The organism is Jannaschia pagri (genome assembly GCF_019655435.1).
Taxonomy (GTDB): Bacteria; Pseudomonadota; Alphaproteobacteria; order Rhodobacterales; family Rhodobacteraceae; genus Jannaschia; species Jannaschia pagri.
Genome location: NZ_BPFH01000005.1, coordinates 216,475 through 235,488, shown reverse-complemented (window position 1 = coordinate 235,488; position 19,014 = coordinate 216,475). Strand labels below are relative to the sequence as shown.

At 61.7% G+C, this 19,014-nt stretch carries 20 protein-coding genes; 10 read left to right on the top strand and 10 right to left on the bottom strand.

From position 1 onward, the window contains the following. Positions 1–5: 5 nt before the first annotated feature. Positions 6–329: a hypothetical protein gene (locus K5R33_RS14245; RefSeq protein WP_220749731.1), complete on the bottom strand. Its 324-nt coding sequence runs from the start codon at positions 327–329 to the stop codon at positions 6–8. A 35-nt stretch (positions 330–364) separates the two neighbouring features. On the opposite strand from K5R33_RS14245, the gene K5R33_RS14240 reads away from it, so the two are divergent. The 3 genes from K5R33_RS14240 (at position 365) to K5R33_RS14230 (ending at position 2,593) form a co-directional block, all read left to right on the top strand. Next, positions 365–697 (top strand): hypothetical protein, encoded by a 333-nt coding sequence (locus K5R33_RS14240; RefSeq protein WP_220749730.1) that lies wholly within the window; start codon positions 365–367, stop codon positions 695–697. A 113-nt stretch (positions 698–810) separates the two neighbouring features. Next, the gene (gene coaD, locus K5R33_RS14235; RefSeq protein WP_220749729.1) at positions 811–1,305 is read left to right on the top strand and encodes a pantetheine-phosphate adenylyltransferase; all 495 of its coding nucleotides are present in this window, start codon (positions 811–813) and stop codon (positions 1,303–1,305) included. Between the two features lie 163 nt (positions 1,306–1,468). Next, complete coding sequence (locus tag K5R33_RS14230; RefSeq protein WP_220749728.1) at positions 1,469–2,593, top strand: hypothetical protein; 1,125 nt, start codon at positions 1,469–1,471, stop codon at positions 2,591–2,593. A gap of 8 nt (positions 2,594–2,601) precedes the next feature. On the opposite strand, the gene K5R33_RS14225 is transcribed toward K5R33_RS14230, so the two are convergent. Together K5R33_RS14225 and K5R33_RS14220 are read right to left on the bottom strand one after the other, a co-directional pair. Next, positions 2,602–2,835: a hypothetical protein gene (locus K5R33_RS14225; protein WP_220749727.1), complete on the bottom strand. Its 234-nt coding sequence runs from the start codon at positions 2,833–2,835 to the stop codon at positions 2,602–2,604. Further along, the gene (locus K5R33_RS14220) at positions 2,820–3,938 is read right to left on the bottom strand and encodes an aromatic ring-hydroxylating oxygenase subunit alpha (protein ID WP_220749726.1); all 1,119 of its coding nucleotides are present in this window, start codon (positions 3,936–3,938) and stop codon (positions 2,820–2,822) included. The genes K5R33_RS14225 and K5R33_RS14220 overlap by 16 nt, the downstream gene beginning before the upstream one ends. Before the next feature lie 192 nt (positions 3,939–4,130). Here K5R33_RS14220 and K5R33_RS14215 point away from each other — a divergent pair, with 192 nt between their 5' ends. Further along, a complete protein-coding gene (locus K5R33_RS14215; RefSeq protein WP_220749725.1) occupies positions 4,131–5,618 on the top strand; it encodes a hypothetical protein in 1,488 nt (495 codons plus the stop codon). Between the two features lie 49 nt (positions 5,619–5,667). Here K5R33_RS14215 and ilvN read toward each other — a convergent pair whose 3' ends face one another. Together ilvN and K5R33_RS14205 are read right to left on the bottom strand one after the other, a co-directional pair. Further along, positions 5,668–6,231, bottom strand: a complete 564-nt coding sequence (ilvN, locus tag K5R33_RS14210) for an acetolactate synthase small subunit (protein ID WP_220749724.1) — start codon at positions 6,229–6,231, stop codon at positions 5,668–5,670. Positions 6,232–6,909: 678 nt separating this feature from the next. Then, the gene (locus tag K5R33_RS14205; protein WP_220749723.1) at positions 6,910–8,664 is read right to left on the bottom strand and encodes an acetolactate synthase 3 large subunit; all 1,755 of its coding nucleotides are present in this window, start codon (positions 8,662–8,664) and stop codon (positions 6,910–6,912) included. A gap of 291 nt (positions 8,665–8,955) precedes the next feature. Here K5R33_RS14205 and K5R33_RS14200 point away from each other — a divergent pair, with 291 nt between their 5' ends. Next, positions 8,956–9,210 (top strand): hypothetical protein, encoded by a 255-nt coding sequence (locus tag K5R33_RS14200; RefSeq protein ID WP_220749722.1) that lies wholly within the window; start codon positions 8,956–8,958, stop codon positions 9,208–9,210. A 181-nt stretch (positions 9,211–9,391) separates the two neighbouring features. Beyond that, positions 9,392–9,568 (top strand): hypothetical protein, encoded by a 177-nt coding sequence (locus tag K5R33_RS14195; RefSeq protein ID WP_220749721.1) that lies wholly within the window; start codon positions 9,392–9,394, stop codon positions 9,566–9,568. A 45-nt stretch (positions 9,569–9,613) separates the two neighbouring features. Here the strand turns inward: K5R33_RS14195 and K5R33_RS14190 are convergent, their stop codons facing one another. Further along, positions 9,614–10,666, bottom strand: a complete 1,053-nt coding sequence (locus K5R33_RS14190) for a sodium-dependent bicarbonate transport family permease (RefSeq protein WP_220749720.1) — start codon at positions 10,664–10,666, stop codon at positions 9,614–9,616. Between the two features lie 96 nt (positions 10,667–10,762). Here K5R33_RS14190 and K5R33_RS14185 point away from each other — a divergent pair, with 96 nt between their 5' ends. Next, complete coding sequence (locus K5R33_RS14185; RefSeq protein ID WP_220749719.1) at positions 10,763–11,611, top strand: LysR family transcriptional regulator; 849 nt, start codon at positions 10,763–10,765, stop codon at positions 11,609–11,611. Positions 11,612–11,750: 139 nt separating this feature from the next. On the opposite strand, the gene K5R33_RS14180 is transcribed toward K5R33_RS14185, so the two are convergent. From K5R33_RS14180 to K5R33_RS14170, 3 genes are all read right to left on the bottom strand, one after another. Beyond that, positions 11,751–13,169 carry a TRAP transporter large permease gene (locus K5R33_RS14180; RefSeq protein WP_255576437.1) on the bottom strand — a complete coding sequence of 473 codons (1,419 nt, stop codon included), beginning with the start codon at positions 13,167–13,169 and terminating at the stop codon, positions 11,751–11,753. A 1-nt stretch (position 13,170) separates the two neighbouring features. Beyond that, positions 13,171–13,800 (bottom strand): TRAP transporter small permease subunit, encoded by a 630-nt coding sequence (locus tag K5R33_RS14175; protein ID WP_220749718.1) that lies wholly within the window; start codon positions 13,798–13,800, stop codon positions 13,171–13,173. Between the two features lie 103 nt (positions 13,801–13,903). Further along, entirely contained in the window at positions 13,904–14,911 is a 1,008-nt protein-coding gene (locus K5R33_RS14170; protein WP_220749717.1) for a C4-dicarboxylate TRAP transporter substrate-binding protein, read from the bottom strand. Positions 14,912–15,158: 247 nt separating this feature from the next. On the opposite strand from K5R33_RS14170, the gene K5R33_RS14165 reads away from it, so the two are divergent. From K5R33_RS14165 to K5R33_RS14155, 3 genes are read left to right on the top strand one after another with little or no spacing between them, the layout of a single operon-like run. Next, positions 15,159–15,869 (top strand): HpcH/HpaI aldolase family protein, encoded by a 711-nt coding sequence (locus K5R33_RS14165; protein ID WP_220749716.1) that lies wholly within the window; start codon positions 15,159–15,161, stop codon positions 15,867–15,869. Further along, the gene (locus K5R33_RS14160; protein WP_220749715.1) at positions 15,869–16,876 is read left to right on the top strand and encodes a hypothetical protein; all 1,008 of its coding nucleotides are present in this window, start codon (positions 15,869–15,871) and stop codon (positions 16,874–16,876) included. Before K5R33_RS14165 ends, K5R33_RS14160 begins: the two co-directional genes overlap by 1 nt. After that, positions 16,873–17,340: a YaiI/YqxD family protein gene (locus K5R33_RS14155; protein ID WP_220749714.1), complete on the top strand. Its 468-nt coding sequence runs from the start codon at positions 16,873–16,875 to the stop codon at positions 17,338–17,340. Before K5R33_RS14160 ends, K5R33_RS14155 begins: the two co-directional genes overlap by 4 nt. A gap of 169 nt (positions 17,341–17,509) precedes the next feature. On the opposite strand, the gene trpE is transcribed toward K5R33_RS14155, so the two are convergent. Next, positions 17,510–19,012: an anthranilate synthase component I gene (trpE, locus tag K5R33_RS14150; RefSeq protein WP_220749713.1), complete on the bottom strand. Its 1,503-nt coding sequence runs from the start codon at positions 19,010–19,012 to the stop codon at positions 17,510–17,512. Between the last annotated feature and the right edge of the window lie 2 nt (positions 19,013–19,014).

Here is a 19,014-nt window from a genome sequence, read left to right as displayed (position 1 = left end):
CCGGATCACTCTTCGTCCACGCCATTGGTGTTTAGGAACAGTATCCAGGCGGGTATTTCTAACGCGGCCAAGCTGAGGAGGGAGAAGGCCCACCACGGCAGGTCGAGAAACGTGAAGCCCAGGCCTTTCCCGCCGTAGAGCAGCCCAGCGACGGTCATTGCGGCGCCCGTTATGGCGATGTCGTACCGAAGCATCAGATGCAGGCGCCGTTCCGCGAGGCGGGGATAGACCCAGAGGAAGGCAAAGGCGACGAAGACGCTGTTGACGCAGAGGAGGGTGGCTTCGGGGCTCATGCTGGCCGGTGTACGTCGGCTCGGTTCAAGACGCATCTGTTCTTTTGCGGCCTGGCGCCTAGGTCTCGGCCATGGACCGAGACGTGCTAGAGTTGGCCTGGCTCACGCTGACCCGAGAAACACTCCCGCGTGCGGCGCGCCTGCGGGGTCGGGACTGGCCGGTTCATCTGGACCACTGCTTTCAACGGATTCTGCTGGACCATGCCACGAGGGGTGTTTGGTACGACACCATTACCAAGCGCCCGGCCTATCGCCACGCCTCGGATGCTGTACTGCGAGAGGGTGTCGTTCTGGCGCGGGCGATTCTGGCGGGGGATGCCGATTTGCTGTCCCTCAACCGGCAGAGCCTGATTTGGCGTGGAAAGGCCTCGGGCCCGGCGGGGAAAGGGCGCGCGTCGGGTTAGGGTGCGGTATCAGGCCCCATCCAAAGGTCGCACGGATGACGCAGGGGGTGGTGCTTGAACGTAGGGGCGCGGCATGTAACCCAGAGGAACGACCAAGACCCAGGGACCGACCCATGCGCACAGGCCTTTATCCGGGAACCTTCGACCCGATCACGCGGGGACATATCGATATCATCAAACGGGCCTGTACCCTTGTGGATCGGCTTGTCATCGGCGTGGCGATCAACCGGGATAAATCCCCGCTGTTCACGTTGGAGGAACGGGTGGCCATGGTCGAGGCCGAGGCGGCCCATTGGAGCGCCCGCACAGGCTGCGAAATCGTGGCCCATCCGTTTGAAAATCTCCTGATCGATTGCGCCCGCGATGTCGGGGCGCAGGTTATCGTGCGCGGCCTGCGCGCCGTCGCGGATTTTGAGTACGAATTCCAGATGGTTGGCATGAACCGTGTTTTGGACAACGGGATCGAGACGGTGTTCTTGATGGCCGAGGCGGAACACCAAGCCATTGCCTCGAAACTCGTGAAAGAAATCGCGCGTTTGGGGGGCGACGTCTCGTCCTTTGTCACACCCCCGGTGCATGAGGCCCTCAAGGCCCGGTTCAGCGGCTGACGCGACGGATCGGGCCGGCGCCCCCCGTGTTGGGAACAATCCGGGCGAACCACGACAATTGTCCTCAAATTTCCTAATTCTTGCCTTTGGGCGGACCTGGCGGCTTGGGAAAGGCGTAGGGCGGGCCCTGCGGTTCGCGTATCAGTGAGCTGAAGGATACCCCATGCGCCGTTCCGACCTTTCGGCCATCGCCGACCTGACACTCGATGAGATCGCGCTGATCGCGTCCCAGTCCATAGCCTGGAAGACGGCGGGCCTTCCCGCTGGGCGACTTGCACCGTCCCTGCGGGACCTTCCGATGGGCGTTGAGAGCAAGACGGTTATTTGGGGCAACGGCACCTCGGACGTGACCTACAGCTTGAACGGTGTCGACGTGGCGCGTTTGGCGACGGATCTTGGCGGCAATTATTCCTGGTCTTTGCGCGCCTGGGTCCTGGATACGGCGGGCCGCGTGCGGCAGGACGTGACCCAATATGACGATGGTCGGCTGCGCATCGACACCCTGAACGAGGCTGGCATGAAAATGCAGCGCGTCGTCTTCGATGGCGATGGGTACAAGACCTTCACCTACCATGAGACCGGTAAGATGAAGACGATCTTCGAGCGCTACCAAGATGGGCGCGAGATGACGATCACCTTCGATGAGACGGGTCGCAAGACCGGTGAGCTGCACATGGACGTCACCGATCAGTTCGATTGGGCCGTCCAAATGGAGAACTTCAACAGCGACGGCAAACACACCAGCGCGCTGCGGATCGATGACGACGGCATGCAGTGGCGCTGGGATTACAATGGACGCGGCGAGGTCATCGAAAAGACCTACGACGATTTCGGTGACCGCTGGAGTTGGACCCAGAAGTATTGGCAATACGACGATGAAGGCGTGATCCAAGCGCACCGGATCTCCCACGACGACGGGGCGCAGACCGTGATGACCTTTGACGAGGGGCGAAAGGTTCGGCGGGAATCCGTGGATGCGGCGAACACCCTGGACTGGCAGACGGAAATCACGCTGTACGATCAAGAGACCGGCAAGGCGCGGGAGCGTCAGAAGCTAGAGGATGACGGCGACTGGCGGCAGTGGCGCTATGGCGAGGACGGAAAATTGGCGGCGTATTACCGGGCCGACGCCTCCGACAGCAAAAGCTGGGATTCGATCTATCTTGAGTATGATGAGACGGGTGCGCCCAGCTTTTATCGCCGGATCATGGATGACGGGCGAGTCATCGAACTGGGCGAGGCGAGCGTTGATCCGTTCCTGACGCAGGATTACGCCTTATTGACCTGATCTATGGCTCAAGCACGCCCCATGGCGGCGAGCGTCTCGGAGAGCGTTTTGGCGCGCGGATCCCCTGCGCTGAGCGCGTAGACCCAGGCTTGGGTCAGCAAAAACGCGGCGGCGTCCGGCGGCGCCTCCGTCGCGGCCTCCGTGTAAAGGGAAACCAACGTCCGGGTGTCCCCATGGGCGTGGGCGCGCAGCAATCCGGCTTCGATCTCTGCCGTCTGGGCGGTATTTAGGCCCCAAGGCATTGTGCGACCCACATGTGAAACGCATGGGTTGGCCCATCCATGGCCGGGCTAAACCGTCCTCCGTCGAACCCGGGCGCCGCGCGTCCCTTTTGCATTCCTTCGACCACGAAGACATCCTCTTCGAAAACGCCGCGCCACTGCGCGCTGTTGCGATCCGCCAGGTCGGGCTCGGCCTGCTCCGTCGCGTAGTAGATGTGGATGTGCTCCTGAGTCCTCGACGGGCCATCGGGATGAAGCACAATCGCAAAGGCATGGTCGCGGTGCGTGCCGAGCAAGACGTTTGGAAAGACGGCGATGTATTCGGCCGCTGTGTCCCACTTTGGCGCCAAACCGGGGAAATCCGGGAACCGCTTTGGGCCGTCCGTCAACTGGCGATAGACCTCCGTCCCCTGGCCAGCGTGGCCGCGACCTTCGATCGGATAATGATCCTCTAGGCGCGAGTAGGCGTTCAGACCGGGATGCACCCAGGGCAAGTGATAGCTTTCGCAGTAGTTCTCGACCGCCAGCTTCCAGTTGCAGGCAATGTCCAGCGAAAACGCCCGACCGTCGTGATGGAGAGGTGCGTCAAACTCCGCCCAACGGGCTATCACCTCAGCGTTGGCACGCTCAAAGGGCGGGGCCGTGCCGTCGATGTTCACAAACACCACGTCTCGCCAGATATGGCTGCGCACCTCGATCAGTCCCAAATCCGATGTATCCAACTTCGGGTCGCTGTTTCGCCCCGGCCCGCCCACATGGGGCGTTGCGACGAGTCGTCCTTGAGTGGAATAGCACCAGGAGTGGTAGGGGCAGCGGATCGCGCCCTCAATCCTCGTAGGCTCCGACACCAGGATCATCCCGCGATGGCGGCAGACATTTTGGAACACCCGGACGTCTCCGTCGCGGTCCCTCAGCAAAAAGAGCGGCACACCGGCGAAGGTGATCGGCACGGCATCTCCGGGGCAGGGGACCTGTGCCGCAACCCCCAAGCCCGCCCATTGCCCAAGCAACAGAGCCTGGGATTCCTCGGCAAAGGTGCTGACGTCCATATAATGGGCATTCGGCAGACCGCTGGCCCGACCGATTGGGTGCCGCACGGCGATCAAAGCATCGATGTCTTTCATGGCGGACCTCCGGTCGGTGATGATTTTGAGAAAGGCTGCCTCGCCCGGACCCTGACCGTCTTGTCCCATAGCGACACGCGCGGTCGCCCCATGGCCCCGTCACGAGTCATGCACCGGTCCAGATCTCGCCTCAATCACGCCCAGGTGTTTCAAGATAGGGGTAACATACTCATTTTGTTAAGGTTCGTAGGAATGGATATTCAGTTTAGGACCCTGTTGGACGGGCGTTCGATTGTCACGACTGTCCGCGGTCAGGTGGTGGTCAGCCGGACACTAGATAACGAGGCTCGCTTCTCTGGAAGCGAAGGATTTGAGACTGGTACGGCAACGCTTACCTACGACCCTGATACAGGTCTGCAAGTGTCAGAGACTTTTGTTCCAAACCATGGCGGCGATCCCAGCGTGTGGCCCACGTTCAATTACGTGGAACAGGTTTTGTCCGAAATCGACGACGGAGACGCCCCATGGGCGAAGCGATGGACGTATCTTGCAAGCGAAGGAAACCAAGTCGGCCAGGTCACGCTCTATGACGATGGCACTACGGATACGGTTTGGACGTCCTATGGCCCGGATATTGTGCGGCGGCGACTTACGGATGCTTCAGATGTGGAGCCCTGGTTGTCACGGGACATCTACTACCAGGCGCCCGGTGTCTTGAAGGCCACGATCCGGCTAGAAGATTCCCTGCTGGAGCGGGTCGTGACTTATGATGCGGAAGGTCATCTCCAAGAGAGGATTACCCATGATCACGGTGATGTCGCGCCCTGGACGTCCTGGGCGTTCTTCTATGATGGTGAGACCGCCGTGGCCCGCGAGATCGTCTACGACAATGGCTTGGTGGACCTTGAAAGGACGGATTTTGCCGAGGGCGTGCATTTAACCAAACAGCGCGACGCTGGTGATGTTTATGCCTGGGAAGAAAAGCTGGTTTTGACGGTTGGCCCCGATCTGCTTGACCTTTGGGACATTAATCCCAGGACGGGTGCAGTGGGTCGGAATATGTTCGAGTACCTTCCGCCAGAAGAGATCTTCAATTGGTTCCAAGGCTCGACGGTCGTCTACGCGTTTGAACGGCAAGACAACGGGGATACGTTCTGGTCCATTTCCGTAGATGGTACGCAGACGAGGACCTTCGAAGTGGATGGCGATGGGACATATCCATGGGTGTCCCGAGGTTTAGTCTATGATACGGAGGGTATGGTCACACGGCAGATCTTGACCATGGCAGACTCGCGGATAATCCAGACGACCTTTGTCGATGGCAATCGAACGGTGCGCGTTGAGGACGATGCGGGTGACCGATACGATTGGTCTTCCTGGCGCTATGAATTCAATGCCGACGGGGAATTTTCTCGAACGGAGCGCCGGGATGACGATGGTATCGTGACAGTATCCGATTATGACGAGACGGGTGGTCGTTCACGCCAGGAGGTGACGGATACGCGGGATCTTTTCCGCTGGCAAAGCAAGGTGATGTCTTGGGATGCCGATGGCGATTTAACCCAATCCGTCGTCACCTATGACAGCGGCGTGGTCTTTACCACGACCTATGACGACGGTGTTGTCCTGTCGCGCGTGGCCGAGGATCGGTCAGACCGATACGCTTGGGACCGGCGCGATTGGACGTATGATGCCGACGGTCGCCAGACCGATTTCACCGAAACCGTCGATCTGTTGTAGCCGGGATTGGACGGCGTGTGGGATGGGGGCCGTCCAGTCGTCCAGTCTGTCACTCGGCACCGCGCGACAGGGCGGCGACCCCGGTGCGTGCCATCTCTACCAGGCCGATGGGGCGCATCAGGTCAGCAAAGGCGTCGATCTTGCCGACGTCGCCAGTGATCTCGAAGACGAAACTGTCGAGCGTCGAATCGACCACGTTGGCACGGAAGATTTCAGCGAGGCGAAGCGCTTCGATCCGCTGGTCGCCTTTGCCCGCGACCTTGAACAGGGCCAACTCCCGCTCCACCGGTTTGCCCTCGACGGTCAGGTCATGGACCTCGTGGACAGGCACGATCCGGCCCAATTGGGCTTTGATCTGCTCAATGACCTGGGGCGTGCCGGTCGTCACGACGGTGATGCGGCTACGGTGGCCCTCATGGTCGACCTCGGCCACGGTGAGGCTCTCAATGTTGTAGCCGCGCCCCGAGAACAGGCCGATCACCCGAGCCAGGACGCCCGCCTCGTTATCGACGATCACGGCGAGTGTATGCCGTTCCTGCACGTCCGAAAACGTGGGCCGGAGGTTGTAAGCGGAATGGCTGTTGGAGCCTTTTTTGATTTTGAGGGGGGACATTTCTGAAAGTCCTTGAAGATGGATGTCTTTGGGTGCCGTTGTCTTGACCAGACTACCGACTGGAATTTCTGGCTCGTCTAGCTGACCGCTCGATGCTTTGCCGCATTTCGATCCGATACACTTTCCGAATTGCCGGCGCCGATGGAAGGAGCGTTGGTGCGACCGGTCTGCCTGCGAGTTGCGCGAGCGACCGTTCCGGGGTCTTTGGTAAGGTGGAGGGTATGGACCCTGACGCCAAACCGAAGATGTCGCCCGGAACGATCTCTATGATTTTGGACATCATGAAAATGGCTCTTTCACATTCCCATTGACCTCCAGATCGCCTCGTCACGGGGTTATAACTCCTGGGTCCGTAGAGGAAGCAAATCTCGAGTTTACCTGGGCCAGGTCGAACATCTTCGCGCTCTCTTACCGTCCAAAGGGATGGGACTGCAGACCGGTTGCCGGGGTACCAAAGGTACGCCCGCCCGTTTTGATGAAAGTACTCGACCTGATTTCCGTGGCGCGACCCGAATATGCGATACGTCTTCCCTGCCAAGAAGGACCGAAGCGTTGCCGCATCGGGAAAGCGCGCTGACATACCCGCTTCCCACTCCTCAATTTGCGCCCGCTCAGGTGAGATCGCAGGGAGCGTACACGCCGTCATGGCTAGACTAGCCAGCAGCGCCAGGATCACCCTCACACCAGAACACTCCCCTTGGCGTCGATCACGCCCTGGGTTTCGGCCTCGCCCAGCAGCATCTCGTTATGGGCCTTGCCCGACGGGATCATGGGGAAGCAGTTTTCGTGCTTGGTCACCAGGCAATCGAAGATGACCGGGCCGTCGTGGTTGATCATCTCCATGATCGCATCGTCCAGGTCATCTGGGTCCGAGCAGAGAATCCCCTTGGCCCCAAAGGCCTCGGCCAGTTTGACGAAGTCGGGCAGGGCTTCGGACCAGCTTTCGCTATACCGCTCACCATGCAGCAACTCCTGCCACTGGCGGACCATGCCCAGGCGTTCGTTGTTGAGGATGAACTGCTTCACCGGCAGGCGGTACTGCACCATCGTGCCCATCTCTTGCATGTTCATCAGCCAGGACGCCTCACCGGCCACGTTGATGACCAGGCTGTCCGGGTGCGCCACCTGCACGCCCATGGCGGCGGGCTGGCCATAGCCCATGGTGCCCAGACCGCCCGAAGTCATCCAGCGGTTCGGGTCCTCGAACCCCATGTATTGCGCGGCCCACATCTGGTGCTGACCCACTTCGGTGGTGATGTAGCGGTCGTGCCCCTTGGTCAGCGCCTCTAGCCGCGCGACGGCGTGCTGGGGCCGGATGACCTTGCCTTCCTGCTGGAAGGACAGACAGTCGACGGTCTTCCATTGTTCGATCTGCGCCCACCACTTCTGGACGGCGGTCGCGTTGGTCTTGCGGCCACGCGCCTTCCACATCCGCAGGGCGTCTTCCAGCACGTGACCCACGTCGCCCAGGATCGGGATATCGGCCTTGACCACCTTGTTGATGCTGCTGGGGTCAATGTCGATATGGGCCTTGATCGACTTGGGGCTGAAGGCATCCAGCCGCCCCGTTATCCGGTCGTCGAAGCGCGCGCCGACGTTGATCATCAGATCACAGCCGTGCATCGCCATGTTCGCCTCATAGAGGCCGTGCATCCCCAGCATCCCCAGCCATTTGCTACCCGACGCCGGATAGGCACCCAGACCCATCAGGGTCGAGGTGATCGGGAAGCCCGTGGCCTCGACGAATTCGCGCAGCAGTTGGCTGGCCGCGGGGCCCGAGTTGATGACACCGCCGCCGGTGTAGAAGATCGGGCGCTCCGCCGTCTCCATGGCCTCGACCAGCTGCTCAATCGCCTCGGGGTCGCCTTTCAGGCGCGGCTGGTAGTGGGAGGTTTGGGCCTGTTTGGGGCTGGTATACTGGCCGGACGCAAATTGAATGTCCTTCGGGATGTCGATCAGGACCGGGCCGGGCCGACCGCTGGTCGCGACGTGGAACGCCTCATGCAGGACCTTGGGCAGGTCGTCGGTCTCTTTCACCAGCCAGTTATGCTTGGTGCAGGGGCGCGTGATACCGACCGTGTCAGCCTCTTGAAAGGCGTCAGAGCCAATCATGAAGGTAGGCACCTGACCGGTCAGCACGACAATCGGGATCGAATCCATCAGAGCATCGGTCAGGCCCGTGACCGCATTCGTTGCCCCGGGGCCGGACGTGACCAAAGCCACGCCGGGCTTACCGGTCGACCGGGCATAGCCCTCGGCGGCGTGGACGGCGGCCTGTTCGTGGCGCACCAGGAAGTGACGGATGTCGTTTTGCTGAAAGATCTCGTCATAGATCGGCAGGACGGCCCCGCCGGGATACCCAAAGACGGTATCGACACCCTGATCCTTCAGGGCTTTGACGACCATCTGTGCGCCGGTCATTTGCTTGCTCATTCGTCTGTCTCCCTTACCGCCGCTTCTACGAAAAACCCCCCGGAGGGGAACTCCGGGGGGCGCATGGTTACCGTTATGGTTGCCGATCTCTCAGCCCATGCACCCTTGTCCTACGATTACGAGAAGCGTCGCCATCTGCGTGTCCCTTACATCTGGCGCTATCCATACTGATGCGCGGGGCAGGGTCAACAGGCTGCGGAGATTATTTCCTCGTCTCTGGCAGATATTTCCATTTGTTGCGCGGGTGCGGGTGGGCTGGCCTCTGGCGAGAGGGGTGTCTAGGGTCCTGTCATGGCCGAAGAACCCGCAGTCACTCGCCTTGGACGGTTGTGTCGATCCGTTGCCGTCGGCATGGTCGCGCGGCTCTGGCCGGGTCAGGACCAGATGTCCCTTGAGGCGCGTTTGGCATCATTGCCAGTGGGGCGCCAAGCGGCGCTGGTTGGTATGGCGCTAGGCGCTTTGCTGGCGGGCGCCTTCGTCGCTGCCACCTACGGCTGGATCGGGATTTTGGTGTATTTTGGGGTGGTCATGCTGCTGGTGGGCTAACCTAGACCGGGTGCGGCAGCGTGCCGCGATGGCCCGTAACTGAACGATTTCACACGACTTTCCACCCGTATGCGCATGTATACTACTGAAAAAATTGGACAAATTTAGCAGGTGCCAAGGTCTGGGTCACGCGGCACGCTCGTGTTGCGACCCTTTTTGACAAAATGGAAAGGACAAGACGATGGCTACGCTGATTGGACTGCTTTCCCTGACCACCTTCGGGTTTGTCATGGCCTTTGCCTATATTGGTAAGCGCGCCGCGGAACGCGCGCTCCGCGATGGGGATGTCCCCCGTTCCACGCTGTGCTCGACGTCTGAGCATTGGGATCCCGTCTTCCGGGCCGGTCGGTCCCTGTAAAAGATGACCGGACCGCGTGGATGGCGCGGTCCGGCACGATTGTTGTTAGGCTCCTCCGCCCACGACCTGTGCAGCGAGGGCAATCCACAAAGGAATGGACAAGATCGCGACCGGCGTGCCCAAGCCCGTGGAGGTGCCGACATAGGCCGACGGGTTCGCCTCGGGCAGAGCGCCGCGCATGGTCGGCGGGCCCGAAATGTCGGAGGATGACGCGGCCATCACGGCCAGAAGCACGATCCCACCTTCGCTAAAGCCGGTCATATGGTGCGCGATCACTCCGGCACCGAACCCGAGCGCGCCGTGAACCAAGGGCGCCAGCAGGCCATAGGCCACATAGGCATGGGCGACCCGCCGCAGCTCCGACAGACGGGACCAGGCCTCAATCCCCATGATCAACATCAGGACGGACAACAGCCCCCGGAACAGCGGTTCATAAAAGCTGCCGTAGACAGAGGCAGGGTCGGCAAACAGCCCAATGGCCAGACCGACGAGCAGGGCTGAGATGGCCGGGCTGCGCAAGGTATCCACAAGGATGCCGCGCAACAGGCCTTTGTCCAGGCGCGGCGCCTGACCGCCACCCAGTGCCATCGTGCCGCCGCCTACGGGCGTCGTCCGCCGCGCCATGGCAAGCCGTGCCAACACGATGGCCGTGACCAGGGCCGCCACATCCATGAAGGGATAGAGCGCGCCGATGAAGCCCTCATACGCGATCCCCTCGTCGTCCAGGACGGCCATGCCTGCCGCCAGCGTCGAGGCCGACACCGCCCCAAACAGACCCGCGGTGGCGAGCCCGTCGGTCTGGGACACCCCGCGCAGCTTCGCCAATGTCACCGCCCCCAAGACAACGATGCCGATACCTACGCCCGCCGCCAGCAGGGCGGGCAAGACCAACTCCGAAAGCTCCGCCTCGCGCACCGAGATACCGGCGCCCAGCCCGACTTTGAGCAGCAGGAGGATAACGATGAACTTATAGACCGGCTCCGGCACCTCAAACTTGCTGCCAAGCGAGGCGAGCAACATGCCACCAATCAGGAAGGCGAGGGTGGGTTTTTGAAGCTGATCCAGAAGCGTGGCGGCGATGCCCGCGATGATGTCCATGATATCTCTCCAATCCGGTGTTGCAGCGGAGATAGGGAGACGGCGCTGAAATAGAAAATATATCTTTCTCGTATTATTGTTCTATAAAATAAAAGTATGAGTCCGCTGAACTACCACCACCTGCGCTACTTCCACGCTGTCGCGACGGAGGGTCACCTTGGTCGTGCGGCCGAGCGGCTGAACCTGTCTCAATCAGCGCTGTCCATACAGATCAAACAGTTGGAGGCGCGCCTTGGCCATGACTTGTTTGAGCGCGCGGGCCGACGACTCGTCCTGACGGAGGCGGGGCGCATCGCGCTCGATCATGCCGACCGGATCTTTGGTGCGGGGGAGGAATTGCTGGCCAGTCTGGCAGGGGCCGGTGGCGGGTTGCCCTTGCGGGTCGGGGCGCAATCGACGCTCTCGCGCAACTTTCAGCTGCGATTCCTACGCCCGGTCTTGGAGAGCGACATCGAGGTTGTGCTACGCTCCGGCGGGACAGAGCGGCTTCTCGCAGACCTCCAGGCACTATCTCTGGACGTGGTGCTGACGACGGAATTGCCAGAGGCGGAGGGGTTGACCGCGACCCGCATCGACGAACAGGTCGTTGGGCTGCATGGCGTGCCTGACCGCGTCATCCAAGGAGATTTGGCTGGACTTCTATCGGCTCAACCCCTGATCCTGCCGACCGATACGGCGATCCGAACCCAAGTGGAGGGTGTCTTTGCCCGTTTGGGCGTCGCCCCGCGCGTGGTCGCCGATGTGGATGATATGGCCATGATCCGCCTTCTGGCGCGGGACGGGGCGGGGTTGGCCGTGGCGCCGTCGGTGGTCTTGGCCGACGAAATCGCCTCAGGTCGGATCGTCACCGCGCCATTCGATCTCGGGGTTCGGGTCCCGTTTTATGCGGTGACCTTGCGACGCCGCTTTCCCCATCCGGCATTGGCTCAGGTCATGGGGGCTTAAGGATGCTTCGCGAGGTCGTGCGTTCTTAACGCGTCTAGCCTGGGTGCGACCCTTGGACTTGAAGCCTACGGAGGTCCGCCCGTTCGCACCTCGAAAGGTCCCCTAAACCTTTCGCTCGGCCGTTGGCCCAATCCGCCGTTCACCCCAGTAGCCCCGGCAGCCAGAGCACGATGCCCGGAAAGGCGATCAGAACGGCCACGGTGGCCACGTCCGCCACAAAGAACGGTGAGGCACCCCGAAACACGTCTTGGACGGAGATCTCCATCTTTGCATCCTGCGCGACGCCCGCCACCACGAAACAGTTCAGGCCAATGGGCGGCGTAATCAAACAGAGCTCCGCCATCTTCACCACGATGATCCCGAACCAAATCGCCGCCTCTTGGTTCGTCATGCCAAGCGCGCCAACGCCTCCCGCCTCGGCCCCGTTCAGCGCCATAACGGCGGGAAAGGTGATCGGCAGGGTCAGGATCAGCATCCCGATGGCATCCATGAACATGCCCAACACCACATAGACCAACAAGATCATCAGCAGGATTTGGTAGGGACCCATGTCGAGCCCCGTGATGAACTCCGCGAAAGCATCGGGAAGGCGGGCAAAACCCAGGAAACGGACATAGATCAGAACGCCCCAGATCATGGCGAAGATCATGACGGTCAGCTTTGCGGCCTCCATCAAGGCACCCTTGAGTTGCTGCCAGCGCATGCCCTTCCAAATGGCCATGGTCAGGACAACGCCTGCGCCCAGGGCGCCAGCCTCCGTTGGCGTCGCCCAGCCGAAGTAGATCGAATAGACGATGATGAAGACCACGAGTAGGATGGGCATCGCCCCGGGCAGGCTCGCAAAGCGTTGACCCCAAGTGTAGCCGCCCACCGCTGGCCCGAGAGAGGGGCGCAGGCGCGCCAGGCCCATCACCAAAGCCGCGTAAATCAGGGCTGACACCAGGCCGGGCAGAAAGCCCGCCAGCAACAGCTTGCCGACGGATTCCTCGACGATGATCGCGTAGATCACAAGGATCGCGGAGGGCGGGATAAGCGACGCCAAGGTTCCGCCCGCCGCAACAACACCGGCGGCAAAGCGTTTATCATAGCCCAGGCGCAGCATCTCCGGGATCGCGATGCGGGCAAAGACCGCGGATGTGGCGACCGATGCGCCCGAGACTGCCGCAAAGCCTGCTGTCGCAAAGACCGTCGCGACGCCCAGGCCCCCTGGTGTCCAGCCGATCCACCGCTTCGCGGCCTCAAACAGGTACCGCGTGAGACCTGCGTAATAGGCCAGATACCCAATCAGGATGAAGGTTGGGATAAGCGATAGGGCGTAGGTCGTCGATTTTGAGTGGGGGATCTGACCGGTCAACTTGGCCGCCGTCACGAGACCCCTGTCGAACCCCTGTTTCTGCATGAAAAACGCGCAGAGACCGATGAACCCGATAAACGCCGCCGCAAAGGCCACCCGCACGCCGATCAGCACGAGGACGAGCAACAGGCCAGACAGCCAAAGCGAGACATTGAAAATAGAGACGCCGTCTAGCAGCGCCTTCATATCGATGAACTGGTCCATGTCAGTCGGCCCCCGCGACGGTCGCCGCTTCTTTGTTGGCTTGCTCAGCCGGGTCTTCGGGCAAGGGGACCGCCACGATCCGGTCGCCGCCCCGCCGCAGGCCGCGCCCGTAGGCCCAGATTTGGAGTGCAAGCCGCAACCACAGGATCGACAGGGCAACCGGCACCGCCAGTTTGGCAGGCCAGAGCGGCAGGGAAATGTCGATGGAACTATCGGTCGAAAAATTCGGTGCGCCCCAATCGAAGGAGCGATCGAAATGGAACCACGTGCCGTAGATGAGGGCCGTGGTCACGATCAACATGAAGACGACTGACAGCCATTCGAACAGCCAAAGCAAGCGCCCCCGTAGCTTGCCAACGACGAGATCCATGCGGATGTGCCCGCCCTCTCGCTGGACATAGGCTAGACCCAGAAAGGCGAAGACGGCCATAAACTGCTCGGTCCAATCAACGTATCCCGGCACGGGCGCATTCAGCAGCTTTCGAGCAAGGACGTTGTAGATCGCAAGGCCCACCAGGGCGAAGATCACCACGCCAGAGGCAAGGTTCAAAGCGCTCTCCACCCGCAGCAGCGCGCGGTCCAGACGGGACAGACTGCTGTCATCGGTCAAGACAGAGGACATGGTCGCCATTGCAGGCCCTTTCGGTCAAAGCGGACCGCCCCGCAAACACGGGACGGTGCAAGACTTTTCCGTGAAAAGTCTTTCCAAAAGTCTTCAGCGAAGACTTTTGCCCTCACTCAGGGGCGTTGTCGGCGACGGCTTGCACGGCCAGGTCATAGAGTTCCTGCCCTGGCAGCCCATCGGCGTTGGCTTGCTCAATCCAGGCTTGGTGGATGGGCTGGGCGCCTTCGGCCAGCTTCGCGATTTCCGCGGCATCGACGGTCACCTTTTGGACGCCCTTCTCTGACAGGGTCGCCTCCCAACCCTCAAGCAATTCGGCGTAGTTCGTGAGGTAATAGTCAATGCTCTCGGTGACGGCCGCATCCAGGATCGCGCGATGCTCGTCAGACAGGGCCTCCAGCGCATCGGTATTGACGACGACGGGGCAATTCACCGTGCCCGGGTTCAGGTTTTCAGTCCACCAATCGGCGATATCGATGGTGCGGAAGCTTAGGTGAGCATGCTGGGCAAAGGCCACGGTGTCGACCACACCAGATTCCATGGCGTTATAGGCCTCGGTCGCGGTGACGGAGGTCGGCACGGCGCCAACGCTCTCGAACATGGCACCGATGCCGCCCGTGGCGCGCACACGCATGCCGTCGAAGCTGTCCACGGTGGCGCGCGGCTCTCCGGTGCCAACGATGTTGTACTGCGGCATCGGGCTGGTCATCAGGATCCGAGCGTTCCACTGGGCCATTTCTTCGGTCACGGCGGGGTGGGCATAAACCGTGTTTGCGACCGCCACCTCTTGCTCCAGGGTTTGAACGCCGAGAAAGGGCAGTTCCAGAACGGTGATCGCCCGGTTCTTATCGCGGTGGTAGCCCGCGCAGAACTGCGCCATCTCGAAGGCTCCGATGGAAATCCCGTCGAGGTTCTCGCGGTTCTTCGACAACCCACCGTAGCTGACGTTCATCGTGAATTCGCCGCCAGAGCGTTCGGCAACCAGTTCCGCAAGCTTCTCGATATGTTCGGTAAAGGCGCGGCGCTTGCCCCAAACGGAGACGTTCCACTCCGTCGCCATGGCCTCGGTTGCAAAGGCAAGGGTCAAGGCGGCGACAGGCGCCGTGGTCAAGTATTTCATATTCGTTCTCCCTGTGCGCGGGGCTCCCATCCCCGCGTCGTCATCAAAGCGTAGCAGCCCGACTTGCCACGTCAAAAGGGAACTCGCGTGAGGGCGATCTACCAAGGTATTTCAATGGGCTAGGTGCGTCGGCGCCTGACCCGGCGTCCCACTGTGCGACTTTTCGCACAGTGGTTTGGGCGCCAAGTGCGCGAGTCAGAGGTCAGGCCGCTTGCCCGTGCCCCCATCGCCATGGCAACGAGACGCCATGAACGCACTCAAAGATCGTTTGCTCGCCCAACACACCCTCTGGGGGATCTGGCAAAACCTGCCAGGTCCAGAGGCAGCTGAGATCGCCCGAAATGCAGACTTCGATTGGCTTGTTATCGACGGGGAACATGGGGCCTGGGACCCGTCCGACATTCGCGCCCGCTTGATTGCGGCCCCCGAAGCTGTGGTGCGCGTGCCCGTAGCAGAAGACTGGGTGATCAAACAAACCTTGGATCTTGGGGCGAAGACCGTCCTGATCCCCATGGTGAACACGCCCGAGCAGGCCACCGCAGCGGTCGCCGCCTGCCGGTATCCGCCCGAGGGCCGTCGCGGTGTTGGCGCCATGGTCGCGCGGGCCGGTAGGTGGGGACGGGATGCCGACTACCTCGAACGCGCGAACGGTGAAGTGTCCGTCTGGGTGCAGGCAGAAAGCCGCTTGGCGCTGGAGAACCTTGAGGCGATCTGCGCCGTACCGGGTGTGGATTGTGTGTTTCTGGGGCCAGCAGACTTGGCGTGGGATATGGGTACGCGTCCGGACGCCCCCGAGGTCATCGCACTGCTGGAGCAGGCGATTGAACGGATCGCAGCGACAGGAACGGCCCCGGGCATCTTTGGCGCCGAGCCTCACCGCTGGCAGGGAGCGGGCGCCCGGGTGATCTGTTTGGGGAGCGATGCGATGGTGCTGACGGCAGGTCTGGCCGCGTTGTGATGATCCAACTCGCCGCAAAAGGCATTCGCGCGACCTTCGATCCAAACGGTGGCCATCTGCCCGGCCTTGTCATCGACGGGGTTCAGGTCCTGCACACCGCCCCTTGGCGGGCCGAGCCCGACATCCAATCGGATACTGCGATACCATGGGTCGACAGACGCTTGGGCGGGACCTTTGTCTGTGCGCCATTTGGCTTGGATGATGTGGACCATGGCCCGCCCCATGGCGCACCCGCAAACAATCGCTGGCATGTGACCGCGACCTCCCCCCAGGCTCTGACGGCCACCCTTGCGGTCCCGCGGGGGTCAATCCGCGCTCAGATCGCCCTTCGGCCCGGACACCCGGTGCTGTATCAGACCCATACGTTGGACTTGGCCCAACCCTGTACGTTTGCCCATCACCCAATGTTTCGTCTTGCTGCGGGCGGGGAGGTGTCGACCGGCCCCCTAAAGTGTGTGCGGACCTTCGCGGCCCCGACCGCTGAGGGTCATGCCCTGTACCATCCGGGGCAGGTGACATCCGGTGACGTTTTGGAGACCTCGGCGGGCCCTCGGCCTTGGCGTCAATACCCCGATCAGACGTGCGAAGACTTCCTTGCGATTGTCCATCGTCCCGGTCTGGCCTGGACCGCGCTGCGTCGCCATGGGGAGGGGGATACACTCCTCCTGCTCAAGCGCTCCGAGCAACTGCCGCTCACCTGCCTGTGGATGTCCAACGGCGGCCGTCAATCATCCCCCTGGAACGGATGTCATGGGGGCGTGCTGGGGATCGAAGACGCGATCTGCGCGGGTGCGGATGGGTTCGCGGCTGCGCTCTCTGGCGCAACAGACTTGTCCGAAGATCACGTGCCGCTGGCGCTCCCGCCGGGACGCCATGTCATTCCCCACGCGATCTTACGGATCCCTGAGGCGCTGACCGTCACGGATGTCACGCTGGATGATGCACTCCGCGTGCAGACGACCGAAGGTCCGCATACCGTCCCCTTTGCACCGGAGCATTTTCAATGATCCTCATCGATGCCGACGCGTGCCCCGTGAAGGCTGAAATCATCGATATTGCCATCCGCTACGATGTTCAGGCGATTTTCGTGGCTGGAAGTTATCTGCGGCTGCCCGAGCATCCATTGGTCCGTCTGTTTGTGGCGGGCGATGGGTTCGATGCGGCCGACGATGCCATCGCAGAGGTCGCGCAACCGGGAACGGTCACGGTGACGGCAGATATTCTCTTGGCGGAACGCGTCCTCAAGGCAGGGGGGGCTGCCTTGGATCCACGTGGTCAAGAATTCACCGAGACGAGCATCGGCGATACCGTCGCAACCCGTGACCTCATGGCGGAACTTCGACCTGGCATGATGGGGCAAAGCGGGGGCCAGTCCTCTGGCCCCGCGCCCTATAGTCAGCGGGATCGGGCCTTGTTCAAGGTCGGTCTGGATCGTGTGTTGAACCGCTTGAAACGTCCGACGGGCGCGTAACGCAACGCCGTGGCGGACCGTCCGTGTGTTCGTTAGAAGCCAACGCGCCGTTCCAGTGAAAGCCGTTGCTACCAAACGGACACGCATGCAGCGTTAAGGTTAACGCGCGCGCCCCCTCTTTTGATGTTCCAAAAATATGCAGGCGCGCGCCAAACGCCAGGCGTCCACCTTATCGATTGCCGCGCCGGATGAACCTGCCGGCTTCTTCGGCTGCTTTCTTCAGGGCGCGAGATTTGTTCACGGTTTCCTGCCACTCTGCGGCTGGGTCGCTGTCATGGACGACACCGCCCCCCGCCTGAACGTAGAGTTTCCCGTCCTTTACCACGCCCGTCCGCAATGCGATGCACATATCCATATCACCGCCCGCGCTGAAATACCCGACGCCGCCGCCATAGACACCGCGCTTCTCAGGCTCCAACTCATCGATGATCTCCATGGCGCGCACCTTTGGCGCCCCCGAGACAGTCCCCGCAGGTAAACCCGCCAGCAAGGCCGACAGGGCGTCCTGGTCCTCTGACAACTCGCCCACCACGTTGGACACGATGTGCATCACGTGGCTGTAGCGTTCGACGATGAACTTTTCGGTAGGGCGCACTGACCCAGGTTTTGACACGCGGGCCACGTCGTTTCGGCCCAAGTCGAGCAACATGAGGTGCTCGGCCAATTCCTTTTCGTCTGCCATGAGATCGGCCTCAAGGGCGCGATCTTCCTCGGGCGTGGCACCACGGGGGCGTGTGCCCGCGATGGGGCGGATGGTGACTTCGTCTCCGAACACGCGGACGAGGATTTCTGGGCTGGCGCCGATGACCTGAAAGTCGCCCAAGTCGAAGTGGAACATGAACGGGGATGGGTTCGTGCGGCGTAGGGCGCGATACAAGGCAAATGGGGGCAGGGGGAAATCATAGGTCCAGCGTTGCGATGGCACGACCTGAAAGATGTCGCCCGCAGCGATGTAGTCCCGCGCGGTCTCCACTGCGGCCTCATAGCCGTCGCGCGTGAAGTTGCAGTTAGGCTCCGGCAGATCGAAGGGCTCGGCCATGTCGCGCGGTTCGGGAATGGCTCGGCTCAGCGCGGCCAGCGCGTCCTGCAGACGCTCCGCGGCTTGGGCATAGGCGGCCCGGGCAGTGGCACCCGATGCGGCCCAAACGGGCGCGACCAGGGTCACTTCGCCCTTTACCCCATCCAAGACGGCGACGACCGAGGGACGCATGAGAACGGCATCCGGCAGATCCAGCGTATCCGGGTTCACGTTCGGCAGATGCTCCACCAGGCGGATCATGTCGTAGCCCAGGTATCCGAACAATCCGGCGGAGGCCGCAGGCAGGTCTTCGGGCAGATCAATCCGGCTTTCGTCCAGAAGCGCCCGGATCGCGTCCAGCGGCGCCCCCGCATCATGCCACGCATCGGGATCGTAGCGGGCCGCGCGGTTCACGCGGCTGGTCTCACCACGGCATTCCCAAATCAGATCCGGCTTCATGCCAACAATCGAGTAGCGCCCCCGGACCTCGCCGCCTGTGACGGATTCGAGGACAAAGGAGAACGGCTGTGCCTCCGCCAGTTTGAGCATCAATGACACGGGCGTGTCCAAATCGGCGGGCAGCCGGGTCCAAAGCACTTGGTTCTGGCCCGTGTCGAACGGTGCTTCGAAGTCCGCAAAACTCGGTTCGATCATGT

Bases quoted from the DNA above. Each gene is read 5' to 3' on its own strand.
- K5R33_RS14245 (WP_220749731.1), bottom strand. From the start codon at position 329: ATGCGTCTTGAACCGAGCCGACGTACACCGGCCAGCATGAGCCCCGAA.
- K5R33_RS14240 (WP_220749730.1), top strand. From the start codon at position 365: ATGGACCGAGACGTGCTAGAGTTGGCCTGGCTCACGCTGACCCGAGAA.
- coaD (WP_220749729.1), top strand. From the start codon at position 811: ATGCGCACAGGCCTTTATCCGGGAACCTTCGACCCGATCACGCGGGGA.
- K5R33_RS14230 (WP_220749728.1), top strand. From the start codon at position 1,469: ATGCGCCGTTCCGACCTTTCGGCCATCGCCGACCTGACACTCGATGAG.
- K5R33_RS14225 (WP_220749727.1), bottom strand. From the start codon at position 2,835: ATGCCTTGGGGCCTAAATACCGCCCAGACGGCAGAGATCGAAGCCGGA.
- K5R33_RS14220 (WP_220749726.1), bottom strand. From the start codon at position 3,938: ATGAAAGACATCGATGCTTTGATCGCCGTGCGGCACCCAATCGGTCGG.
- K5R33_RS14215 (WP_220749725.1), top strand. From the start codon at position 4,131: ATGGATATTCAGTTTAGGACCCTGTTGGACGGGCGTTCGATTGTCACG.
- ilvN (WP_220749724.1), bottom strand. From the start codon at position 6,231: ATGTCCCCCCTCAAAATCAAAAAAGGCTCCAACAGCCATTCCGCTTAC.
- K5R33_RS14205 (WP_220749723.1), bottom strand. From the start codon at position 8,664: ATGAGCAAGCAAATGACCGGCGCACAGATGGTCGTCAAAGCCCTGAAG.
- K5R33_RS14200 (WP_220749722.1), top strand. From the start codon at position 8,956: ATGGCCGAAGAACCCGCAGTCACTCGCCTTGGACGGTTGTGTCGATCC.
- K5R33_RS14195 (WP_220749721.1), top strand. From the start codon at position 9,392: ATGGCTACGCTGATTGGACTGCTTTCCCTGACCACCTTCGGGTTTGTC.
- K5R33_RS14190 (WP_220749720.1), bottom strand. From the start codon at position 10,666: ATGGACATCATCGCGGGCATCGCCGCCACGCTTCTGGATCAGCTTCAA.
- K5R33_RS14185 (WP_220749719.1), top strand. From the start codon at position 10,763: ATGAGTCCGCTGAACTACCACCACCTGCGCTACTTCCACGCTGTCGCG.
- K5R33_RS14180 (WP_255576437.1), bottom strand. From the start codon at position 13,169: ATGGACCAGTTCATCGATATGAAGGCGCTGCTAGACGGCGTCTCTATT.
- K5R33_RS14175 (WP_220749718.1), bottom strand. From the start codon at position 13,800: ATGGCGACCATGTCCTCTGTCTTGACCGATGACAGCAGTCTGTCCCGT.
- K5R33_RS14170 (WP_220749717.1), bottom strand. From the start codon at position 14,911: ATGAAATACTTGACCACGGCGCCTGTCGCCGCCTTGACCCTTGCCTTT.
- K5R33_RS14165 (WP_220749716.1), top strand. From the start codon at position 15,159: ATGAACGCACTCAAAGATCGTTTGCTCGCCCAACACACCCTCTGGGGG.
- K5R33_RS14160 (WP_220749715.1), top strand. From the start codon at position 15,869: ATGATCCAACTCGCCGCAAAAGGCATTCGCGCGACCTTCGATCCAAAC.
- K5R33_RS14155 (WP_220749714.1), top strand. From the start codon at position 16,873: ATGATCCTCATCGATGCCGACGCGTGCCCCGTGAAGGCTGAAATCATC.
- trpE (WP_220749713.1), bottom strand. From the start codon at position 19,012: ATGATCGAACCGAGTTTTGCGGACTTCGAAGCACCGTTCGACACGGGC.